Origin of the sequence: Aestuariicoccus sp. MJ-SS9 (assembly GCF_032586235.1) — a bacterium.
In the GTDB taxonomy this organism is placed as follows: Bacteria; Pseudomonadota; Alphaproteobacteria; order Rhodobacterales; family Rhodobacteraceae; genus Aestuariicoccus.
The window spans coordinates 1-19,362 of sequence record NZ_JAWHTD010000060.1; the positions used below are offsets into that span (position 1 = coordinate 1).

15 protein-coding genes are annotated in these 19,362 nt (G+C 60.9%); 11 read left to right on the top strand and 4 right to left on the bottom strand.

Going from position 1 to position 19,362, the window contains the following annotated elements:
• Positions 1 to 242 precede the first annotated feature (242 nt).
• On the bottom strand, positions 243 to 1,286 hold the full coding sequence (locus tag RXV88_RS21450) for a LacI family DNA-binding transcriptional regulator (protein ID WP_316295592.1): 1,044 nt from the start codon (positions 1,284 to 1,286) through the stop codon (positions 243 to 245).
• Positions 1,287 to 1,504: 218 nt separating this feature from the next.
• Between RXV88_RS21450 and RXV88_RS21455 the strand changes: the two genes are divergently transcribed.
• The 5 genes from RXV88_RS21455 to RXV88_RS21475 all read left to right on the top strand — a co-directional run bounded on the left by RXV88_RS21455 (position 1,505) and on the right by RXV88_RS21475 (position 7,043).
• Positions 1,505 to 2,539: a sugar ABC transporter substrate-binding protein gene (locus tag RXV88_RS21455; protein WP_316295594.1), complete on the top strand. Its 1,035-nt coding sequence runs from the start codon at positions 1,505 to 1,507 to the stop codon at positions 2,537 to 2,539.
• Between the two features lie 62 nt (positions 2,540 to 2,601).
• The gene (locus RXV88_RS21460) at positions 2,602 to 3,408 is read left to right on the top strand and encodes an ATP-binding cassette domain-containing protein (protein ID WP_316295595.1); all 807 of its coding nucleotides are present in this window, start codon (positions 2,602 to 2,604) and stop codon (positions 3,406 to 3,408) included.
• Positions 3,405 to 4,640: an ABC transporter permease subunit gene (locus tag RXV88_RS21465; protein WP_316295597.1), complete on the top strand. Its 1,236-nt coding sequence runs from the start codon at positions 3,405 to 3,407 to the stop codon at positions 4,638 to 4,640. The genes RXV88_RS21460 and RXV88_RS21465 overlap by 4 nt, the downstream gene beginning before the upstream one ends.
• A gap of 16 nt (positions 4,641 to 4,656) precedes the next feature.
• Positions 4,657 to 5,385, top strand: a complete 729-nt coding sequence (locus RXV88_RS21470; RefSeq protein WP_316295598.1) for an SDR family oxidoreductase — start codon at positions 4,657 to 4,659, stop codon at positions 5,383 to 5,385.
• Between the two features lie 26 nt (positions 5,386 to 5,411).
• Positions 5,412 to 7,043, top strand: coding sequence for an FGGY-family carbohydrate kinase (locus tag RXV88_RS21475; protein WP_316295599.1), 1,632 nt, complete (start codon positions 5,412 to 5,414; stop codon positions 7,041 to 7,043).
• Between the two features lie 495 nt (positions 7,044 to 7,538).
• On the opposite strand, the gene RXV88_RS21480 is transcribed toward RXV88_RS21475, so the two are convergent.
• Positions 7,539 to 7,988: a hypothetical protein gene (locus tag RXV88_RS21480; RefSeq protein WP_316295600.1), complete on the bottom strand. Its 450-nt coding sequence runs from the start codon at positions 7,986 to 7,988 to the stop codon at positions 7,539 to 7,541.
• Between the two features lie 15 nt (positions 7,989 to 8,003).
• A complete protein-coding gene (locus RXV88_RS21485) occupies positions 8,004 to 8,912 on the bottom strand; it encodes a LysR family transcriptional regulator (protein WP_316295601.1) in 909 nt (302 codons plus the stop codon).
• A 99-nt stretch (positions 8,913 to 9,011) separates the two neighbouring features.
• Between RXV88_RS21485 and RXV88_RS21490 the strand changes: the two genes are divergently transcribed.
• From RXV88_RS21490 to RXV88_RS21510, 5 genes are all read left to right on the top strand, one after another.
• Positions 9,012 to 9,920 (top strand): MBL fold metallo-hydrolase, encoded by a 909-nt coding sequence (locus tag RXV88_RS21490; protein ID WP_316295603.1) that lies wholly within the window; start codon positions 9,012 to 9,014, stop codon positions 9,918 to 9,920.
• A gap of 13 nt (positions 9,921 to 9,933) precedes the next feature.
• Positions 9,934 to 11,319, top strand: a complete 1,386-nt coding sequence (locus tag RXV88_RS21495) for an aminomethyl transferase family protein (RefSeq protein ID WP_316295604.1) — start codon at positions 9,934 to 9,936, stop codon at positions 11,317 to 11,319.
• 95 nt (positions 11,320 to 11,414) lie between these two features.
• On the top strand, positions 11,415 to 12,461 hold the full coding sequence (locus tag RXV88_RS21500; protein ID WP_316295606.1) for a TAXI family TRAP transporter solute-binding subunit: 1,047 nt from the start codon (positions 11,415 to 11,417) through the stop codon (positions 12,459 to 12,461).
• A gap of 66 nt (positions 12,462 to 12,527) precedes the next feature.
• Positions 12,528 to 14,870 (top strand): TRAP transporter fused permease subunit, encoded by a 2,343-nt coding sequence (locus RXV88_RS21505; protein WP_316295608.1) that lies wholly within the window; start codon positions 12,528 to 12,530, stop codon positions 14,868 to 14,870.
• Between the two features lie 537 nt (positions 14,871 to 15,407).
• A complete protein-coding gene (locus RXV88_RS21510; protein ID WP_316295610.1) occupies positions 15,408 to 16,517 on the top strand; it encodes an OmpA family protein in 1,110 nt (369 codons plus the stop codon).
• Positions 16,518 to 16,794: 277 nt separating this feature from the next.
• Here RXV88_RS21510 and RXV88_RS21515 read toward each other — a convergent pair whose 3' ends face one another.
• On the bottom strand, positions 16,795 to 18,384 hold the full coding sequence (locus RXV88_RS21515; RefSeq protein ID WP_316295612.1) for a GMC family oxidoreductase: 1,590 nt from the start codon (positions 18,382 to 18,384) through the stop codon (positions 16,795 to 16,797).
• Positions 18,385 to 18,639: 255 nt separating this feature from the next.
• Between RXV88_RS21515 and RXV88_RS21520 the strand changes: the two genes are divergently transcribed.
• Entirely contained in the window at positions 18,640 to 19,299 is a 660-nt protein-coding gene (locus tag RXV88_RS21520) for a hypothetical protein (RefSeq protein WP_316295613.1), read from the top strand.
• The last annotated feature ends 63 nt before the right edge of the window (positions 19,300 to 19,362 follow it).

Genomic DNA, 19,362 nt, shown 5'->3' on the forward strand with positions numbered 1-19,362 from the left:
TGTCTCTGCGGTTTCGTCGGCTCTGACGGCTGTTCACCGCCGTCCAGCGGTCATCTGATCATTTTGCTCAGATGTCTCAGAAGAGCCCGCAGCGGTCGTTCATGTTGCTATTTAGGACCGCACTACTTGGTAGACTATATTTGACCTAAAGCAGCCCCCTGCCGGAGTTGGCTGATGTAAATCGCTGGCTCGTAGGATGACGAAGCGTCCGCCCTTCGAGGGTCAATCAAAGAGTAGTGTGTTCAAGTTGCAGCCAGGTCGAACGGCCTGAACTTGCACGGTATCAGCACCGGCTCATGAGGCGTTTCCGGTTTGCCGATGAGATCGAAGACTGTCGCGAGCATGCCGCCGACATCCTGTTCGATCATCCCGATGTTCCCCGGCAGAAAGGCGCCGAAAGGGTCCCAATCGAAGCACCCGTAGCGGACATATTCGGCACCTGACTCGAGTTGGCTCTGCCAACGGACAACCCCTTCGAGTGAGATGGTCGAATTGACGAATAGACCGGACGGTGCGTCAGGGACAAATCCCGCAAGGGCGGCGGCAGCCCTCTCTGCGGAGTAGCCGTTCGCTAGGATGTAAGACTCTGGCACCTCGATCAAACGACTCCGGTGCTCTTCAAGGAATCCTTCCAGACGCGCCGCCGTGTTGTGATCGGCAAGGCGCCCCCCTACGAACCGTAGCGGCCCGGTATGGCCGAACGCACGGTCGAAATGATCGAGGATCGAGGCAGTCAGGGTTCGTGCGCCCGAAAAGTTATCGGAAATGACCGAGGGCGCGCCTTTACCGGGGAGGTCGAGATTTATCGATTGAACGCCGGCTGCGTCGCAGAACGACGAGATACGGTCAGGGTCAGTCGCGCCAGTCGAGATGAGGCATTCAGCCTGATACGAAACCAGCTCTTTCGCGGCTTCGAATTCGAGTTCAGGATCACGCTGCGTGCAGGTGACGACAGGAAAATAGCCCTTTGCCCGGGCCAAGGCTTCAAACTGCTCCGCAATTTCGCCGAAATAGCGGTTGTCATACTTCGGAACGATCATGCCTATGATGTGGGAACGTTCGCGGCGCAGAAGGCTGGCCTGAACATTGACGGCGTAACCGTGCTCATCCGCCAACTTCATGACCCGCTCGGCCAGTTTCTGACTGATTCGCCGCTTTTTCCATGTTCCGTTGAGGACGGAGCTGACGGCGCTCGGCGATGCCCCTGCCAGTTGAGCAAGGTCGTAGATTGTTGTTCTCTTTGCGCCTTTTTCCATCCTGCCCTTTGGACCCGGGGTGTCAGCCATACCTCAATTCAGAAGGATGTTGACCTAGTTCAATCGATGGTGCAACCTTGCTCAATCGATGGTGCAAAATTGCTCAATCGATTGCGTATGAGGAGGATGCGCAGGGAGGCATGCGAAAAGCTTAGGGAAACCTCGCTTGATTGGGCGGGTTTCAGCCGCGCAACTCCCCGCACCCTCTCCGCTCGGGCGGACGCAATAACTGTTTGGAGGAGACACAAATGAAAAAGACGACTTCCCTTGCGGCGCTTGCGATCGCCGCAACCATGTTCGCATCGGCCGCCGCCGCACAGACGGTGGCGTTTCTCATGCCGGACCAGGCTTCGACCCGTTACGAAGAGCATGACTGGCCCGGCTTTCAGGCCGCGATGGGCGAGCTCTGCCCCGACTGCAAACTGATCTACCAGAACGGAAATGCCGACGTGGCGCTGCAGCAGCAGCAATTCAATTCGGTCATCGCTCAGGGTGCCAGTGTCGTCGTTCTTGACCCGGTGGACTCGGCCGCAGCGGCTGCTCTGGTCGAGATCGCTCGGTCTCAGGACGTAAAAGTCATTGCCTATGACCGGCCTATTCCCGACTCCCCTGCAGACTTCTACGTGTCCTTCGACAACGAAGGCATCGGCTATGCGATCGCTCAATCGCTCGTCGAACACCTGCAGGCCGAGGGTGTGCCGGAAGGTGCCGGCGTTCTTCAGATCAACGGATCGCCCACGGACGCGGCGGCAGGGCTGATCCGCGACGGCATCGACCGCGCGCTGGACGCGTCCCCCTATGTCACCATGTCCGAGTTCGACACTCCGGACTGGGCGCCCCCGCGAGCCCAGGAATGGACCGCCGGCCAGATCACGCGCTTCGGTGCCGATATCAAGGGCATCGTTGCTGCGAATGACGGCACGGGTGGTGGTGCTATTGCCGCACTGAAAGCGGCAGGCGTCGATCCGCTTCCGCCAGTCACGGGCAACGACGCGACAATCGCGGCACTGCAGCTCATCATCGCGGGCGACCAGTACAACACGATCTCCAAGCCGTCCGAGATCGTCGCCGCGGCTGCAGCTGACGTTGCTGTCAAGCTGCTCAATGGCGAGACGCCCGAGGCGAGCACAACGCTCTATAATACGCCTTCGCAACTCTTCGTGCCGGCCGTTGTGACACAGCAGAACATAAAGGAGCTGATTTTCGACGCGGGCATCCAGTCGGCGGACGAAGTCTGCACCTCTGAATATGCTGCGGCCTGCGCCGAACTTGGTATCCAGTAAGCGCGTATTCCTGCGCGGCGCCCTACCGGCGCCGCGCGACCAAATCATGGGAGGAGATGGTCATGACAAGGCAGAGTGCCGGCCCTGAGACCGGTGAACTCATTCTTCGGCTGAGAGGGGTCGGCAAGCAATTCGGCGCCGTGACCGCACTCGAAGACATCGAACTTGACATCCATGCAGGCGAGGTCGTCGCCCTCGTGGGGGACAACGGAGCCGGGAAGTCCACGCTGGTCAAAGTACTTGCCGGAGTTCATCAGCCGACCTCCGGGACGATCGAGTACCTCGGGAAGCAAGTCACGCTCGACACGCCGGGCAAGGCGTTAGAGATGGGTATTGCCACTGTGTTCCAGGATCTTGCGCTCTGCGAAAATCTGGATGTCGTCGCCAACCTCTTTCTCGGCCACGAAATTTCTCCTTGGCGCATGGACGAGGTGCAGATGGAAGTCCGCGCCTGGACGCTTCTTCAAGAACTGGCCGCGCGCATCCCTTCCGTGCGGGAACCGATTGCGTCCCTGTCCGGCGGTCAGCGCCAGACGGTCGCCATCGCACGGTCCCTGCTGCTCGATCCGCATATCATCATGCTGGATGAACCCACCGCCGCGCTTGGAGTCGCGCAAACCGCCGAGGTTTTGAACCTCATCGAGCGCGTCCGCGATCGCGGCCACGGTGTCATCCTGATCTCGCACAACATGGAAGACGTACGTGCGGTCGCAGATCGCATCGTTGTCCTGAGGCTCGGGAAGAACAACGGTGTATTCACTGCCGATACGTCGCACGAGGAACTTGTCGCCGCAATTACCGGGGCGAGCGAAAACTCCGTTTCGCGCCGCGCTGCCCGGAAAACCCAAGAAGTCGAGGCACAGCCATGACACAGCCCACCCAATTGGACCGCGCCGACACACGTGTGCGCCATGACGCAGGACTGGCCGGCGCGCTGCGCGGCTTCATCGACCAGGTACGCTCCGGCGATCTGGGTATGCTGCCCGTAATCGTGGGGCTGCTCCTGATTTCGACTGTGTTCAGCACGCTGAACCCCATCTTTCTAGCCCCGAACAACCTTGTGAACCTTCTTTTTGATGCTGCTGCGGTCGGCTTTATCGCGCTTGGTGTTGTCTGCGTGCTGTTACTTGGTGAAATCGACCTCTCGATCGGTTCGATGAGCGGCCTTGCTTCGGCAATTACCGGCGTCCTCTGGGTGAATGCCGGTTTCCCTCTGCCGCTTACCATTATTGCGGTTCTGGTTACTGGGGCACTCGTCGGCCTGCTCTACGGCTTTCTTCGCAATCAGTTCGAGATGCCGAGTTTCGTCGCGACTCTCGCAGGTCTACTCGCGCTTCTGGGCCTGCAGCTTTACCTTCTCGGCCCGACGGGATCGATCAACATGCCCTTCACCTCGTCGCTGGTGCGGTTCGGGCAAATCCTGATCATGCCCGCTTGGGTGTCTTATCTGGTAGCGCTCGTGCCAGGCGCGCTGATCGTGATCGGCGCTATGCAAACGAACAACCAAAGGCAAGCCGCCAATCTTTCATCGGGGGGCATGAGCGTGCCGCTGACCAAGGCAGCCCTCCTGACGGCCGCATTGGTCTTTGCCGTCTACTACCTTGAGCTGGGACGGGGCGTGCCGTGGATGTTCGGCGTCTTTGTCCTTTTCGTCGCGATGCTGAACTACGCCCTGACGCGCACGAAATGGGGCCGCTCCATGTTCGCTGTCGGCGGCAATGCCGAAGCGGCGCGCCGGTCCGGTATCAACGTCAAGCGCATCCGGCTCTCGGCTTTTGTCGTGTGCTCGACCTTTGCGGCGCTTGGCGGTGTTTTCGCGGCTGCCCGCCTTGCCTCGGCCAGCCAGCAGGCGGGCACGGGCGACGTAAACCTGAACGCCATCGCAGCGGCGGTTATTGGCGGAACCTCTCTCTTTGGTGGGCGCGGTTCTGCTTGGTCGGCGCTGCTGGGCGTCCTCGTTATCATGGCGATCTCGAACGGTCTGACGCTGCTCAATCTCAGCTCGTCCTTGCGCTACATGATCACCGGGGCTGTTCTCGCCATAGCCGTAATTGTGGACTCGCTCGCACGCCGTTCGCGCGCAAGCCATGGTCGCGCCTGAGGCAGGGAGAAAACGGATGACCGGAAAACTCGTAGGCAAAACCGCCGCCATTACAGGCGCGGCCTCCGGGATCGGGCTCGAATGCGCGCGTATCCTGATCGAGGAAGGCGCCCAGGTCGTGCTTGTCGACCGGGCCAAGGACAGGCTTGGCGCACTCTGCGCCGAGCTCGGCGAGCAGGCACACCCGCTTGTGATAGATCTTTTCGACGGGCCGCAGGTTTCCTCGATGTTGAAGGACATTGAGGCACTCGTCGGACCGCTCGACATATTCCATGCGAATGCCGGGGCGTATGTGGGCGGAGCAGCAGCAGAAGGCGATCCGGATCAGTGGGACAAGGTCCTGAACCTGAACGTCAATGCCGCGTTCCGCTCGGTGCAGGCGGTGCTGCCCGCCATGATCGAGAGGAAATCCGGGGACATTGTCTTCACTAGTTCCGTCGCGGGCGTCGTGCCCGTGGTGTGGGAACCGGTCTATACGGCATCGAAATTCGCTGTGCAGGCGTTCCTACATTCAACCCGGAGACAGGTTTCGCAATACGGCGTCCGCATGGGCGCCGTCCTCCCAGGGCCAGTCGTCACGGCACTGCTGGACGACTGGCCCAAAGAAAAGATGGAGGAAGCTCTCGCGAATGGCTCGCTGATGCAGCCCCGCGAAGTCGCCGAGGCGGTGCTGTTCATGCTGACCCGCCCGAAAGGCGTTGTCATTCGCGACCTCGTGATCCTTCCCAATAGCGTCGATCTGTGACGCCAAGACCAAGCGGGAGTGGAAACATGACAGCATCACCGGACCCGAAAGACAATTACCTCGTGGGCGTTGACGTCGGAACGGGAAGCGCTCGCGCTGGCGTCTTTACTGCGAGCGGCCGGATGTTGGGATCGGGCAAGCGCGCGATCTCGATCCACCGCGAGGGCGGAAACATAGTCGAGCAGTCTTCCGAGGATATCTGGCAGGCGGTAGCGCATTCGGTGCGCGCTGCGATCGCCGCCTCGGGTGTCGATCCCGAAAAAATCGTGGGCATTGGCTTCGACGCCACCTGTTCGCTCGTTGTCCTTGGAAAGAACGGGAAGCCCTTGCCCATCGGCGATCCTGCGCATCCCGAACGCAATGTCATCGTCTGGATGGATCATCGCGCCATCGAGCAGGCCGAGCGCATTAACGCGATAGGACACCGCGCGCTGGATTATGTCGGCGGCCGCATCTCTCCCGAGATGGAGACGCCCAAACTCCTATGGCTCAAGGAAAACAGGCCGGAGATCTATGCGCAGGCATGGCAGTTCCTCGACCTGACCGACTTCCTGACATGGCGGGCCACGGACGATCTGTCACGATCGATCTGCACGGTTACCTGCAAATGGACCTACATGGGCCACGAGCGCTCGTGGGACCGCAGCTATTTCGAAGCGATCGGGCTGGGCGACATTGCAGAAAGCGGCTTCGAAAGGATCGGTGCCTCGGTCGTCGATGTCGGTTCGCCTTTGGGCGAAGGACTGACATCGAAAGCTGCCGCGGATTTCGGCCTTCCCGCCGGGATCGCAGTGGGCGCGGGACTGATCGACGCCCATGCAGGCGGCATAGGATCGGTCGGAGCTAAAAACGGCGGCGGAGCCGAGGCCAACCTTGCCTATGTCTTTGGCACCTCTTCTTGCACAATGACGACGACCCGCGAACCAGTCTTCGTGCCGGGCGTCTGGGGGCCGTACTTCTCGGCGATGATCCCGGGTGCGTGGCTCAACGAGGGCGGCCAGTCTGCCGCCGGCGCTGCGATCGATCAGTTGCTCGAATTCCATCCCCACGCGTCCGAAGCACATGCAGAGGCGGCGCGCAACGAACAGTCTCTTCCCTCGTGGCTTGCTCAACATGCTGAAGAGCGTCTGAAAAACACCACGAACGCTGCAGAACTGGCGCGCGGACTTCACGTCGTGCCGGAGTTTCTGGGAAACCGCGCGCCCCATGCCGATCCGCATACGCGAGCGGTGATCGCAGGTCTTGGCATGGAACGCGGCCTCGACAGCCTTATCGCGCTCTACATCGCCGGCCTTTGTGGGATCGGCTACGGGCTGCGTCAGATCATTTCCGCGCAGACAAAGGCCGGCGCTACGGTCGATCAAATCGTCATTAGCGGTGGTGCCGGCCGAAGTGACATGATCCGACAGCTTCTGGCCGATGCGACCGGCGTCACACTTGCCGCTCCTGCAACCGAGGAACCTGTCCTGCTCGGGTCGGCCATCCTCGGAGCCGTCGCAGGTGGGCTGTACGATGACGTCCCTACCGCGATGGAACAGATGACGGCTTTTGCCCAAACCTACGAGCCGCAAGGCGGGGAAGCGAAGGTATTGCACGACGCCCGTTTCGGAGTCTTCGAAGGCCTTCAATCCATCGCCCGCGAGGCTGCAAAGGTTTGAGCAGAGCCATGTGATCCTGCACCGGATGCATATGCGACCCAGGGGTAAATAGAGCTCTTTGAGTGGAACTGATCTTGATCAGTTTCGACCGGTCAGCACTTCAGGTCGGCGGTCTTCCCTTGAGGGTCTGCTTGGTCCGCAAGCCGGACCTAACCTCGATTACGGCGAACGTCTGGAGCCGGTGAAAGCCGTCGTTCGAGCGTGTCTCTGCGGTTCCGTCGGCTCTTACGGCTGCTTACCGCCGTCTAGCGGTCATCTGATCATTTTTCTCAGATGTCTCAGAAGAGCCCAAACCTCCCAAATCCTTCATCACGCTCAAATAAGCACTAAGCGCCAATAGCCGACATTGGTGCCATTAGGGGTGGCCCAGAACGGTCGTTGAGGGGCATCCTTCGTTTCTGCGGCGCGGCCCCGCCGGATGAGACATTCGCTGCGCCTGCACAATCTGGCAGGAGCTGTTTCAAAGTCTGCAAGACATTAATGTCGTAGGCAGTTTCACGCAGAATGGCTGCTTTTACGGTCTGAAACGGGTTCTCTGAAAAACAGCGAGAACGCCAGGCTGATAATTGCGGCGCCTGAGATCAATACCCATGGGGCATCTTGAGCAAATCTAAAAGCAGAAGCTTGCTGACTAATTTCAAGCAGCAAGGAGCGACGACGATGGAGAGACTTCGAAAGACGCAAGGTTAAGCCGAGAAGGTCGTCAAAGACATTGTCCCCGCTGAACACGCTTGTGCCGGTCACAATACGCCCAGTGTGGGTATTGCAATAAGCCTGACGCGTTGCGTTCAAAACAAAACGAGCATCGGCGATGTTCGCCAACAATATCTCGACCTGCAGAAAGCTTCGCTCTGGAAGCCATTCAAAGGTATAAACCAGGCATGAGCATCCCGGACGAGGGCGTCTCTGCGTTCGTTTGGGCGACGAACGGTCGATCAGGAGCACGCTATTCCGCGAAGGTCAGAAAAACTGCAGTTTCTCAAGATACGCTGACAGGCGTTTCTTGAAGTCGAGGCATTCCGGACGGTCGCGCACCGACTGCGTCGTCCAGAAACCGACATTGCGCAAGGGGAGTTCCACCGAAAGATCAACTGGGGCGATGCGGAAATCATCTTGAAACGTACCCAGCACGCGAAACGGCAACATGCTGCAAGAGCGCGTCCGCTCGAGGATGCGGAAGGTCATCGTCACATCCCCGGTGTTTTCCAGGGCCGGAGTGACCGAATGCAATCCCAGCCCGTCCAGCGTGTCGCGGGTTACGTCAAAGAGCCCCGAGATTTCACCGACCGAGATCCAGTTGTGCTGCGCCAACGCGACAGGAGGCACCGCACGCTCGGCAGCGAGAGGATCGTCCTGTCCGACAAAAATCGCCAGCCGGTCCTGAAACAACGTCTCCCGGATCAGCTGGCCGTCCTGCCGGTTGAGCTCGTATGGCATGATCGCCACGTCGAGCAGGTCATTGTGCAGCCGCTCCAGCAGCCGGGCGGCATATTCGCAATAGATCTTCAACCCATAGCCCATCCTCGTGCCGACCAGCCCGGCGAGGAAATCGCCCATGATCGTGGTCGCCAGCATCGGGCCGACGCCCACCCGCAGCTCACTGATACCCGAGCGCCATTTCTCGATCGACACATCCGCGCGCTGCGCGCGGCGCATGATCTCTCGCCCGTCCTCAGCCAGCCGTGCGCCGATCTCGGTGGGGCTGACCCCGTAGCGGTCGCGCCGCAGGACGGCGCCGCCGACGCGGTCCTCGATCAACTTGACCACGCGCGACAGCGACGGCTGCGTGGTGTTGAGCCTTTGCGCGGCCTTGGTCAGGGAGCCAAGCTCGACGATGGTGGCGAGCTGCATCAGGTGCTTGGGATCCATGAGGTATACCAGAAACGAATAGTTACCTTGGATATTAGAATTTTACAGTACACCTGATCCAGCACAATCTCTGCCGCAGTTACTCTGGGCGGAATCGGTATGGATCTTCAGAAGGACATCTTGCGGATAACCCTGCTGGGAACGGGCATACCGAATCCCGATATCAACGCGTTTGGTACTTCGACGCTGATCGAGGCGGGCGATCAGAAGGTGATGATCGACTGCGGGCGCGGCACGGTGATCCGCATGTCGCAGATGGGCTTCCCGGTCGGTCATACCGACACGGTGATCCTGTCACATTACCATTCGGACCATTACAGCGGCATCTTCGACCTGCTGATGACCGGCACCATCCAGCAGCCGTTTTCCAATCGTGGCAGCCCCCTTCATGTCTACGGGCCACCGGGCGTCGAGGATATCGCCGAAGGCGCCTGGATCGCCTCGCGCCCCGACCGTAATATCCGCGTGGCCGACAGCGAGATCGACCCCGAGCACATGCGCATCATCCCGCATTGTTATGAGAGCGAGGGCGTTGTCTTTGATCGTGGCGGCCTCAGGATCATCGCGATCGAGGTCGATCACGGCGACTTCATCCGCCCGGCCTATGCGTTCCGGGTGGAATACGCGGGCCATGTCTTCGTGCACAGCCACGACACCCGCTACAACGAAAACCTGATCGCACAGGCGCAGGGGGCGGATGTCTTCGTGCACGAGATCGCCGCCGGAACGCCCGAGACCTTTGCCAAGAACCCCAAGGCCAAGATCGCCATCGACCACCATGCGACGCCGGAGGAGGTCGGGCGCGTCTTTGCCCAGACCCGGCCCAAGCTCGGGATGTTGACCCATCTGGCCTTGCTCCCGCCCGATCCGATGCCCATCACCCAGATGATCGGAGAGCTGGCGGCGGAATACGACGGCCTCATCCTCGTGGCCGAAGACCTGATGACCATCGAGATTGGCCGCAACGTGAGCGTGATCCCTTTCCGCCACGGCTGCCGACCCAGATGAAAGGCCAGACGACATGAAAGACCTATCGCAAGGGATGTACGATACCATGACCAGCCTCCAGCAAAAGATCGACGCCTCTGGCGGTGTCCTCAACATGCTCCGCGCCTCGCCTATGGGTCATGCGGTTTTCCCCGGCATCCCGGCGGAATTCACCAACTGGCGCGACGAACAGCGCGCCTGGCACGAGGGCGTGGTGCTTTTCGAGCAATCCTATCACATGACCGAACTGCATCTGCGCGGCGCAGATGCCAAGACATTCGTCACCCGGTTCGCCACCAACAACCTGTCCGACCTGCACCCGCTGCGCGCCAAGCAGATGGTGATGGTGGACGAGGCTGGCTTCATGATCTCGGACGCCATCCTGTTTTGCGAGGCGGATGATTTCCTACGCGTCGTCGGCCCGCCCACCGCGTCGAACTGGCTGCAATACCAGGCGGAAAAGACCGATCTGGCGGTCGAGGCCACGCGCGACGAGAACATGATCGTCCCCCGCGAACGCCGCGACGTGTTCCGCTTTCAGCTTCAGGGGCCGAACGCGCTGTCGCTGGTGCGTGAAGTGGCCGAAGGGCCGATGCCCGACATCAAGTTCTTCCATGTGGGCGAATTCAAGATCGCGGGCCAGACGGTGCGCGCCCTGCGACACGGCATGGCCGGTCAGCCTGGTTTCGAGATCTACGGGCCGTGGGAGGCGCAGGCCGCCGTGCGCGCCCGCGTCGAGGAGGCCGGTGCCGCCTATGGCCTGCGCAAGGCCGGTGCGGTGACCTATCCGACCGCGGCACAGGAAAGCGGCTGGATGCCGCGTCCCTTCCCGGCGATCTTCCGCGGCGAAGACACGAGGGGTTTCCGCGAATGGCTCTCGGCAAAGTCTTTCGAGGGCAACGCCTCGCTGGGCGGAAGCCTCGTATCCGATGACCTGACCGACTACCTGACCGAACCCTATGAGCTTGGCTACGGGCGGCTGGTGCATTTCGAACATGACTTCTACGGCCGTGACGCGCTGATGAAGCGCAAGGCGGACACCCCCCGCGCCAAGGTCACGCTCGAATGGAACAACGAGGACGTCTTCCGCGTGCTGCAACAATCCCTGCGCATCGACGGTCCGAGGACCAAGTTTCTCGCCCTGCCGATCCCGATGTATGCGACCTTCCAGTACGACGCGGTGCAGGTCGACGGGCGTACCATTGGTTCGTCCCAATGGCTTTCCTATTCGTCGAACGCGGGCGCGCTCTTGTCGACGGCGCTGATCGACCCCGCAGAGGCGCAGATCGGTCGCGAGGTGACGCTGCTGTGGGGCGAACCCGGTTCCCGCCGCGCCAGTGTCGAGGCGCACGAGGTGACCGGCATCCGCGCAAAGATTGCGCCGGTGCCCTATTTCGAGAAATCTATCAAGAAGGACTGAACGGCATCCGGCGACCAGCGGCAAACAGCCTGTCAAGGGCGGCAACTGGTGCCGGACGCACCACCAAGGACGTAGTTTCAAGGGAGGAATACCAGATGAAACGAACCCTGATTGCGGCGCTCGCCACGGGCGCACTTGCGGTATCTCAGGCGCAAGCGACTGAAAACCTGACCGCCATGACCTCGGCACCCGGCACGGCGGTTCACCTGACCATCGCCCACCTTGCCGAAGTCGCCGCCGAGCGCGGGCTTGCCGATATCCAGATCACACTCGGTCAGACCGGGGCGAACGCCACGCAGGCGGTTGCCGAAGGACGCACCGATATCGGCATCTGCCCCTTCATCCTGCCGTTCCTCATGTCCAAGGGTGTCGGCCCCTATGCCGCCATGGGCCCGGAAAGGGGCGCTGAACTCGCTGCCAACCTGCGCATTCTCTATCCCTATTCCTTCGGGGTCTACACGCTCTATGCCTATGACACGGTGGGTATTACCGGCTGGGACGGGCTTGAAGGCCGTCGCATCCTGAACGGGCCGCCGCGTGGCGGTGCCACCGCCGAGGCGCGCGGCCTCATCCAGGTTGTGACCGGGCTGGAAGACGGCAAGGGCTACGAGGGTATCCAGAGCGACTGGTCGCAGATGGCCACGACGATCACGGAAGGGACCTCCGAGGCGGCGTTGCTGCCCGAATACATCCCCTCTGACCGTCCGCTTCAGGCGCTTTCCGCTGGCAAGATGACCTTCTGGTCGGTGCCGCAGGATATCTGGGAGGGCGAGGCGATGCAGCGGCTGCTGGCCGCCCCGGGTTCGGCCCCGGTGGAGTTCACGCTGGAGCAGATGCAGTCCCTTGGCGAGAACGCAACCATCGTGACACAGCCCGACGGCGTCTTCCGCACTCGTGGATCGGTCGGCGGCAATTGCGTGAACGCCGCCATGGACGAGGAGCTTGCCTACCAGCTCACCAAGGCGCATATCGAAACGCTGCCCCAGATCTACGAAAAGGCACCCTTCGCACGCAACATCGGGCTGGAAGCACTGGAAGCCAAGGCATCGGGCATGTGCGGGCCGAACCCGGTGACATACCACCCCGGCGCGGTCCGCGCCTGGGAAGAAGCAGGCTACAGCCTGCCTGACTGCGCGAAGTAACCCCTGACAAGAAGGCCGCCCAGGGCGGCCTTCGCCCGCACGGCAAGCGCCCCGGAGCCACACCGCATGGCCGACACCAACATGCACCCCAAGACCCGGACGCAGGCAGCGCTCGCCTACATGCTGGCGCTTGTCCTCGTGATCGTCGGCATGGTCAATGCGACCCCGGCGATCCCCGGTTGGGACAGCTTGTGGCAAGACCTGCTGGCGGCAACGGACCTGCGGGTCAGGCGCTTTCCCTACGAATGGTTCTACCCCATCGTCTTCTTCTGGATGATGGTCATCGTCGTCCTGAGCAATCCGATCCGAAAACGCTGGGAAGACCGCGCGCCGCTGTGGCGCGGACTGGGGCTGGCGCTCGATATCGGACTGATCCTCGCGGCGGGTGCGATTTCCCTTACGTATCTGGTGGAACACGAAGCCGTCTGCCTCGTGGACATCATCACCGGAGAACGCGCCGACCTGATCGCCCGCGCGCTCAAGGCCGAGCAGGACCTCGCACTTGCCATGGGCCTGCCCATGCCCACGAGTGTGGAGAACCCGCGTTGTCTCAACGATACCGGGCCCTGGTTGGTTCTGATCGTGGGACTTGCGGTCTTTGTCTTTCTGGCCTTCAACGCCGAGGTCTGGGGCCTGTCGCTGGTGATGGTGTCGATCCTCTTGGCGCTCTACGCCGTGGGCACGGTGCTGATCTGGTATTTCTTCGGTGCCGACGGGATGAGCAAATATCTCATCACACCCCTGGGCGGAGAGCCACGCTCGCTCGCCGACGGGAGGCTCAGGGTGCATGACCTGCTGATCAACCAGGGGTCGGGTCTTCTTGGCCAGTTCCTCCATATCATGTTGAACACGGTGTTCCCCTACGTCGTACTGGGCGCCTTGCTTACGGTCTCGGCGGGTGGCAGGACCCTGATCAAGCTGGCTTTCCTCTGGACCCGGCATCTGCGCGGCGGTCCGGCAAATGCGGCCATCGTCGCCTCGGCCATGTTCGGAACCACCACCGGCACGCCGGTTGTCAATGTGTTGGGCACCGGCACGCTGACCATTCCCATGATGGTCAAGCGGGGCTTCTCCAAGGTCTACGCGGGTGGGGTAGAGGCGGCCGCCTCTTCGGGCGGGCAGATCATGCCGCCGATCATGGGCATTGCGGCCTTCGTCCTGGCCTCCATGACGGGCGTTCCCTACCGCGAAGTCGCCATCGCGGCGGCCATCCCGGCCTTGGCCTATTTCTTCTGCATGTTCCTGTCGGTGGTCTTCGAAAGCCGCAAGCTGGGGCTTGAGCCTGTGCGCGACCTGACCCCAGACATGCGCCTGACCGGACGCGACCGGATCCACCTGCTGCAAATCTTCCTACCGCTGGCGCTGATCGTGGTGCTGCTGCTGATCCCCAAGGACGCGATCGGCTGCGATCCCATCTCGCGCCTGCTGGGCGCCGAGACCATGCAGATCGGAACGTCCTGTCGCGCCACTGACTTGCCCTGGATCATGCAACTGCTCCAGAACACCGCCGGCGACGCGGGCAGTGTCGGGTGGTGGGCGGCGATCCTGCTGGCGGCGCTGCTGTTTCTCGATCCCGCGTTCCGCGCCAAGCCGCGTCTTCTGGTCGACGCCCTTGCCGATGCGGGCGTGACGATTTCGATGCTCTACCTGATGTTCCTTGCCGTTTCGGTCATTGATATCAGCCTCAATCTCACGGGCCTTGCAAATTTCGTGGCGCTGGACATTCTCGGCTGGCTCAAGGCGCTGGACCTTGCCAGCGGCACGCCCATCGTTTTCCAGTTTGCCGCGCTCACGGTCGCGATGCTGCTGGCGGTACTTCTCGGCATGGGAATGCCCGCCGTGCCTGCCTATATCAACGCGGCACTCCTGATGGGGCCGCTGCTTGTCGGGCTCGGGATTGCGCATTTCACCGCGCATATGTTCATCTTCTACTTTGCCTGCGCCAGCGCCATCACGCCGCCGGTTGCCGTTGCGTCCTATGCCGCCTCCACGATCACCCGCGCCGATCCGATACTGACCAGTTTCTCGGCGGTGCGCTCCGGCATCGTGATGTTCGTCATCCCGTTCGTATTCGCCTTCTACCCCGAACTGCTGCTGATCGAGGCCGCGCGGCTCAGCCCCGAAACAACCGCAGGCCCCGTCACCTACCTGCCGGGCTACGGTCCGGGCGTCGACTGGTTCGCGCTGGCCGCGCTGATCTGCCGCCTCGTGCTGGCGCTCTATCTCCTCGCCAGCGTCTTCGCCCGGTTTGACCTTGCCCGGCTCGGAACCATGGCCTGCATCGCACGGATAACTATCGCGATCCTGCTGGTGAGCTCTTTACCCTTCGCGCAGCTTGTTGGCTTTGTTGTGGGACTGGCCCTCGTTTTCCTTTCGAAGAAACAGGGGGTCGCATCGCAAACCAGTTAGGTCATATTGCCTGGACATACGATACATTCTACGGCCATGAAGCAGCCCGAATACACATTTAGCGAGTGTGGCCAAGTTGCGACCGATAAATCGCGACATTGGCGCAGTTGGACCAAGCGGCGCATGTGCACTGCGTTCGGTGGCTCATCGACCTTTCTGATCGTGGATGAGGCGGCAGGTTTGCAAGGTATCACTGCGCGAGATCTTTGCGATGGTTCGATCAATTCGAGTCCCAACGCAGATATTTGCCTACACAGCAGCGCTGCCTCGTAAATCCCACCATCATCGTTGGCCGGTGAATGTCCACTTCGAGTTGCATACTCAGCATAGCTCGATGTCGCCGCGAACTTCCCCCTCTGGGCTATGGCGCTGTTCGACGCGGTTGCGAAGCGCGCAAAGCAGTAATTAAGTGTCAGAGATCGGACGGCTGGTTTGTCCGCAACTCGGACGAAGGCCCGTTTGAAGCGAGGGTCCGGTTCGTCGCTCAAGCGGACATAGGGCTGCCAAAGCAGACGTTGCTCTGTCGAAATCTTACCAGTGTCCGGTTTGGAGGCCCAAAGACTGCTCACGGACGAACTGGAAGTGCATGAGCGCGTGGCTGAATATCTCTTCGCTCGGTTTAGAACCGCTCGACCCAAGGACGTACGGCCACTTGTAACCGTCCTGATCGGCCAGACAGCCGCCGCCAGCCGTCACAATCAACTGAATGTGGATCCGAATTTTCTGTCTGCTTCTGCCGATCCGGCCATTCTTGACGGCAGGCTCGAAGGGGCGGTCGTCTTTCGCAACGAAAACTACGCGTCCCGCGCGCATAAGTTCATCGCTTCCTACTATCCACACAAACGCGTGACCGCCGAGGGACGGTACCAGGACGTCATCTACGTCCTGCCACAGCAATACGGTGTCGGACAGGTGATGGATGTCTACCGCAACATGCTGGAACAGAAGGGCTTCAGGGTCGAGTTCTCGGCGCAGAGCCTATGGGCCGGAGACATCAACTTTCCGCTGCTTCCCATCCCGGGCGGGTTTCACGAACATGGCTCGATGCGGTACGCCTTCATGACCGGCAAGGACGCAAAGGGCAATGATGTGCATCTTTCGCTATGGGTGCAGCTCATGCGCGTCGGACTTAACGGCGCCTCGCTCGGCACCAAAAACCCGGTCCTTCAGATTGTCTCCGTGACCGACGCTCAAGCTGAGCTTCAGTTCGTTGCTCCGGCGTCGACCGCACCTGCCACCGGATCGCCCACGGCGCGACAGGACACCGTGACCGCCGCCGATCTGGCCCGGCAGAAATCACAAACCGGCGCCGCGCGCGTCTACGGAATAAACTTCGACTTCGACAGCGACCAGATGCGCCCGGAATCGATGGGCGTGTTGCAGGAGATCGCCAACCTGCTGCATTCCGACGCCACCCTTCGGCTTGCCGTCGAGGGGCATACCGACGCCAAGGGGTCGGATATCTACAACTACGATCTCTCATCCCGCCGAGCCGCAAGCGTTGTGGCCGTTCTGGTTCGATCATTCGGGATCAGTCCGGATCGGCTGTCCTGGTCGGGGAAAGGCGAAGATTTCCCAGTGGCGGACAATTCCACCGAGACCGGGCGCGCCCTGAACCGCCGCGTCGAACTGATCCGCTTGAAGTAAAACGGTCCCAATTGAATTGGGTCGGACCATTGCGCTTTTCTATGCGGACGGTCCGGCCCTTGAACGCGACCGGTCTCGTCCCAACTCACCGCCAAATGCTCACGATAACTGCAGACGATTTACAATGAGTGACGGCATTGTCCGCGCTCCGGTCGTAGCCCCAATTTTGGCGAACGTCCGGATCAATTTTCGGCTTGGACGTAGGCTCAAAGCCGTAGTGCGGCCATCTGATCATTTTGCTCAGATGTCTTGGAAGAGCCCGGAGCGGACTCGCCACCTAGCAGCGAGCTATGATCATGTCCGCCGCTTTCTCGGCGATCATGATTACCGGCGCATTCGGGTGCCCTGTATTCATCCGCGGCATCACTGAGGCGTCTGCGACGCTGAGACCTTCAAGGCCGTGCACCCGCAAGTCGGGCGCCACGACGGCGTCGGCGTCCTGCCCTATGCGGCAACTGCCCACCGGATGCCATGAGGTCGATGAAACCTCTCGAATGTCTGAAATGAGGTCCTCGTAGCTGATCCGGTCGGGTCCCGGAGAGATTTCACGCGGCCCAAGATCCGCGAAGGCCGGTTGACACACGACTGTTCGCGCCTCGCGGATACAGGCAATCATCAGGTCCAAATCAGCGGGGTCGCTTAGATAGCCCGGATCGATCAGGGGCCGATCGAGTGGATTGTCGGACAAGATCGAGACGCGGCCTGTGCTTCGAGGCCGCGTCGGGAACCCCGAAATCGTGAAGCCGTGCCGATCCGGCGGGCGCATCTCGGGCGCGCCGAGACTGATGTAATAGGGGATCATCAGCAGTTCGATGTCCGGAGCCTCAGAACCAGGGTTGGAACGGAGAAACGCACCAGACTCGAAGTGGTTCGTGGTGAGCGGCCCCCGGCCCTCTGCGAACTGGCGCTTTGCGTCTGCGCTCTCCTCGGCGGTTCGGCCGAAGAATGTCAGGGGTTTGTCGATCTCCCAACGGCTGCGGTAGTGAAGATGGTCCTGCAGGTTCTCGCCCACCCCGGGCAGGTCATGCCGGACCTTGACGCCGACCTCCTCCAGTCGTTCTGTCGGGCCAATACCTGAGATCTGAAGTATCTGCGGCGACCCGATCGCTCCTGCCGACAGGACGGTCTCCTGTGCCGTAACCCTGTGAACCTTTCCGCCGGCGATATAGTCGACCCCGAGAACCCGCTTCCCATCAAGGACGAGCCTGAGCACAGTTGCTCCTGTCACCACGGTCAGGTTTACACGCCCCTGCGCCGCCCTGAAATACGTGCGCGCCGTACTGCCACGCGTTTTGTTGTGCAAGGTGGCCGGAAAGTAGCCGCAGCCTTCGATGTCCTGCCCGTTCAAATCGTCGTTGAACGGGATACCGGCCTCCTGGCAGGCAGCAATGAAGACATCTGTCAGTGGGGATCGTTCTGCCTGCTCGGTCACTGTCAGGGGACCCGCTTCGCCATGCAGGTCGGGGTCACCCGGCACCTGCCAGTTCTCGGCCTTTCTGAAATAGGGCAGCACGTCATGCCAACCCCACCCCGTCGCGCCCAGCTGTTGCCAACTGTCATAGTCCGAGGGGTGCCCGCGGAGATAGATCATGTAATTGATAGAGCCAGTCCCGCCGATGCACCGCCCTCGCGGATACGCGATTTGCCGGCGGGAAAGGTGGTCCTGTGGCCCAGTCCGAAAGCCCCAGTCGAACCGGGTATTGGGCAGGGACCCCATGGCCGCCGGAGTCGAGACACGCGGGTCGTCGTCATCGCCGCCGGCCTCGAGCAGAAGGACCTGACGCTTGGGATCTTCAGTTAGTCGGTTAGCGAGGACGCATCCCGCGCTTCCCGCTCCTACGACAATCACGTCAAACGTACCTGACATATCAACCTCCTGGAGTAGCTTCGTTTGTCTCGCGAGGAACCGGTCGCTGCGAGCCAACTACCGCTGTCAGTGCCGCGAGTGCGACGCTTCACAGTCGTTTGGGTTTCCTTGGTGCCTGTGCGACGCGTGTTTCCTTGCGTCCAAGGTGCCACATCTCCGCAAGAGACCCGCAAAACCGCCTGGCGAAGACCCTTTACCAGCACAAAAACTTCGTAAAAACTTTATCGATCATCGCAAAACCGCCAAACTGCAGGGATGACCGATACGAATGCTGACGGTTCACGCCTCATACTCTCACTTCGCGGGGCTTTCTCTGTCCGCGATGCATCGGGGCATGCCATTGAGGGGTTTTCGCGTCGTGGACAGGCGCTGCTTGCGTACCTATCCTTGCAGCCCGATATGCGAGCCGAACGTGCAAGAATAGCAGAACTGCTCTGGTCCGACCGCTCTGAAGAGCAGGCTCGTGCGTCACTGCGTCAGGAATTGTCGGTCCTAAGGCGCAACCTGCCCGACGGTGTGCTTCAAGCCAACCGGCAGCATGTATGGATCAACACATCAACCGCCACCACCGAAGTCCAAGGCTCGGGCGCATTCCTCGAAGGATTTGACCTGAACTCGGAAAGTTTCGAGGAATGGCTACGGGAAACACGACAAGCCCTTGCGGCCCAGGGCGAAGTACCGTCACTTGCAGTCGCAGCCACGAGATCGACAAACCGACCAAGTCTGGCGGTGCTGCCATTCGAAGAAATCGGTGCAATAGCTGGCGACATGTTCGCAGACGGGGTAGTCGAAGAGATTACATCTGCGCTGGGTCGGGTTCGAGAATTTCACGTCATCGCCCGGCAATCTGTTTTCGCTCTGCACAGAGATCAACTCAGCGTTCCTCAGATAGCCGAAATACTTAGTCGGGTTTGAACAACGCCTTCAGGCGGACTGAAGGCGGAGATTTTGTGTGGTGGGCGTGTGCAGGTCGGCGAA

Coding starts and splice junctions, on each gene's coding strand:
- RXV88_RS21450 (WP_316295592.1), bottom strand. CDS start 1,286: ATGGCTGACACCCCGGGTCCAAAGGGCAGGATGGAAAAAGGCGCAAAG.
- RXV88_RS21455 (WP_316295594.1), top strand. CDS start 1,505: ATGAAAAAGACGACTTCCCTTGCGGCGCTTGCGATCGCCGCAACCATG.
- RXV88_RS21460 (WP_316295595.1), top strand. CDS start 2,602: ATGACAAGGCAGAGTGCCGGCCCTGAGACCGGTGAACTCATTCTTCGG.
- RXV88_RS21465 (WP_316295597.1), top strand. CDS start 3,405: ATGACACAGCCCACCCAATTGGACCGCGCCGACACACGTGTGCGCCAT.
- RXV88_RS21470 (WP_316295598.1), top strand. CDS start 4,657: ATGACCGGAAAACTCGTAGGCAAAACCGCCGCCATTACAGGCGCGGCC.
- RXV88_RS21475 (WP_316295599.1), top strand. CDS start 5,412: ATGACAGCATCACCGGACCCGAAAGACAATTACCTCGTGGGCGTTGAC.
- RXV88_RS21485 (WP_316295601.1), bottom strand. CDS start 8,912: ATGGATCCCAAGCACCTGATGCAGCTCGCCACCATCGTCGAGCTTGGC.
- RXV88_RS21490 (WP_316295603.1), top strand. CDS start 9,012: ATGGATCTTCAGAAGGACATCTTGCGGATAACCCTGCTGGGAACGGGC.
- RXV88_RS21495 (WP_316295604.1), top strand. CDS start 9,934: ATGAAAGACCTATCGCAAGGGATGTACGATACCATGACCAGCCTCCAG.
- RXV88_RS21500 (WP_316295606.1), top strand. CDS start 11,415: ATGAAACGAACCCTGATTGCGGCGCTCGCCACGGGCGCACTTGCGGTA.
- RXV88_RS21505 (WP_316295608.1), top strand. CDS start 12,528: ATGGCCGACACCAACATGCACCCCAAGACCCGGACGCAGGCAGCGCTC.
- RXV88_RS21515 (WP_316295612.1), bottom strand. CDS start 18,384: ATGTCAGGTACGTTTGACGTGATTGTCGTAGGAGCGGGAAGCGCGGGA.
- RXV88_RS21520 (WP_316295613.1), top strand. CDS start 18,640: ATGACCGATACGAATGCTGACGGTTCACGCCTCATACTCTCACTTCGC.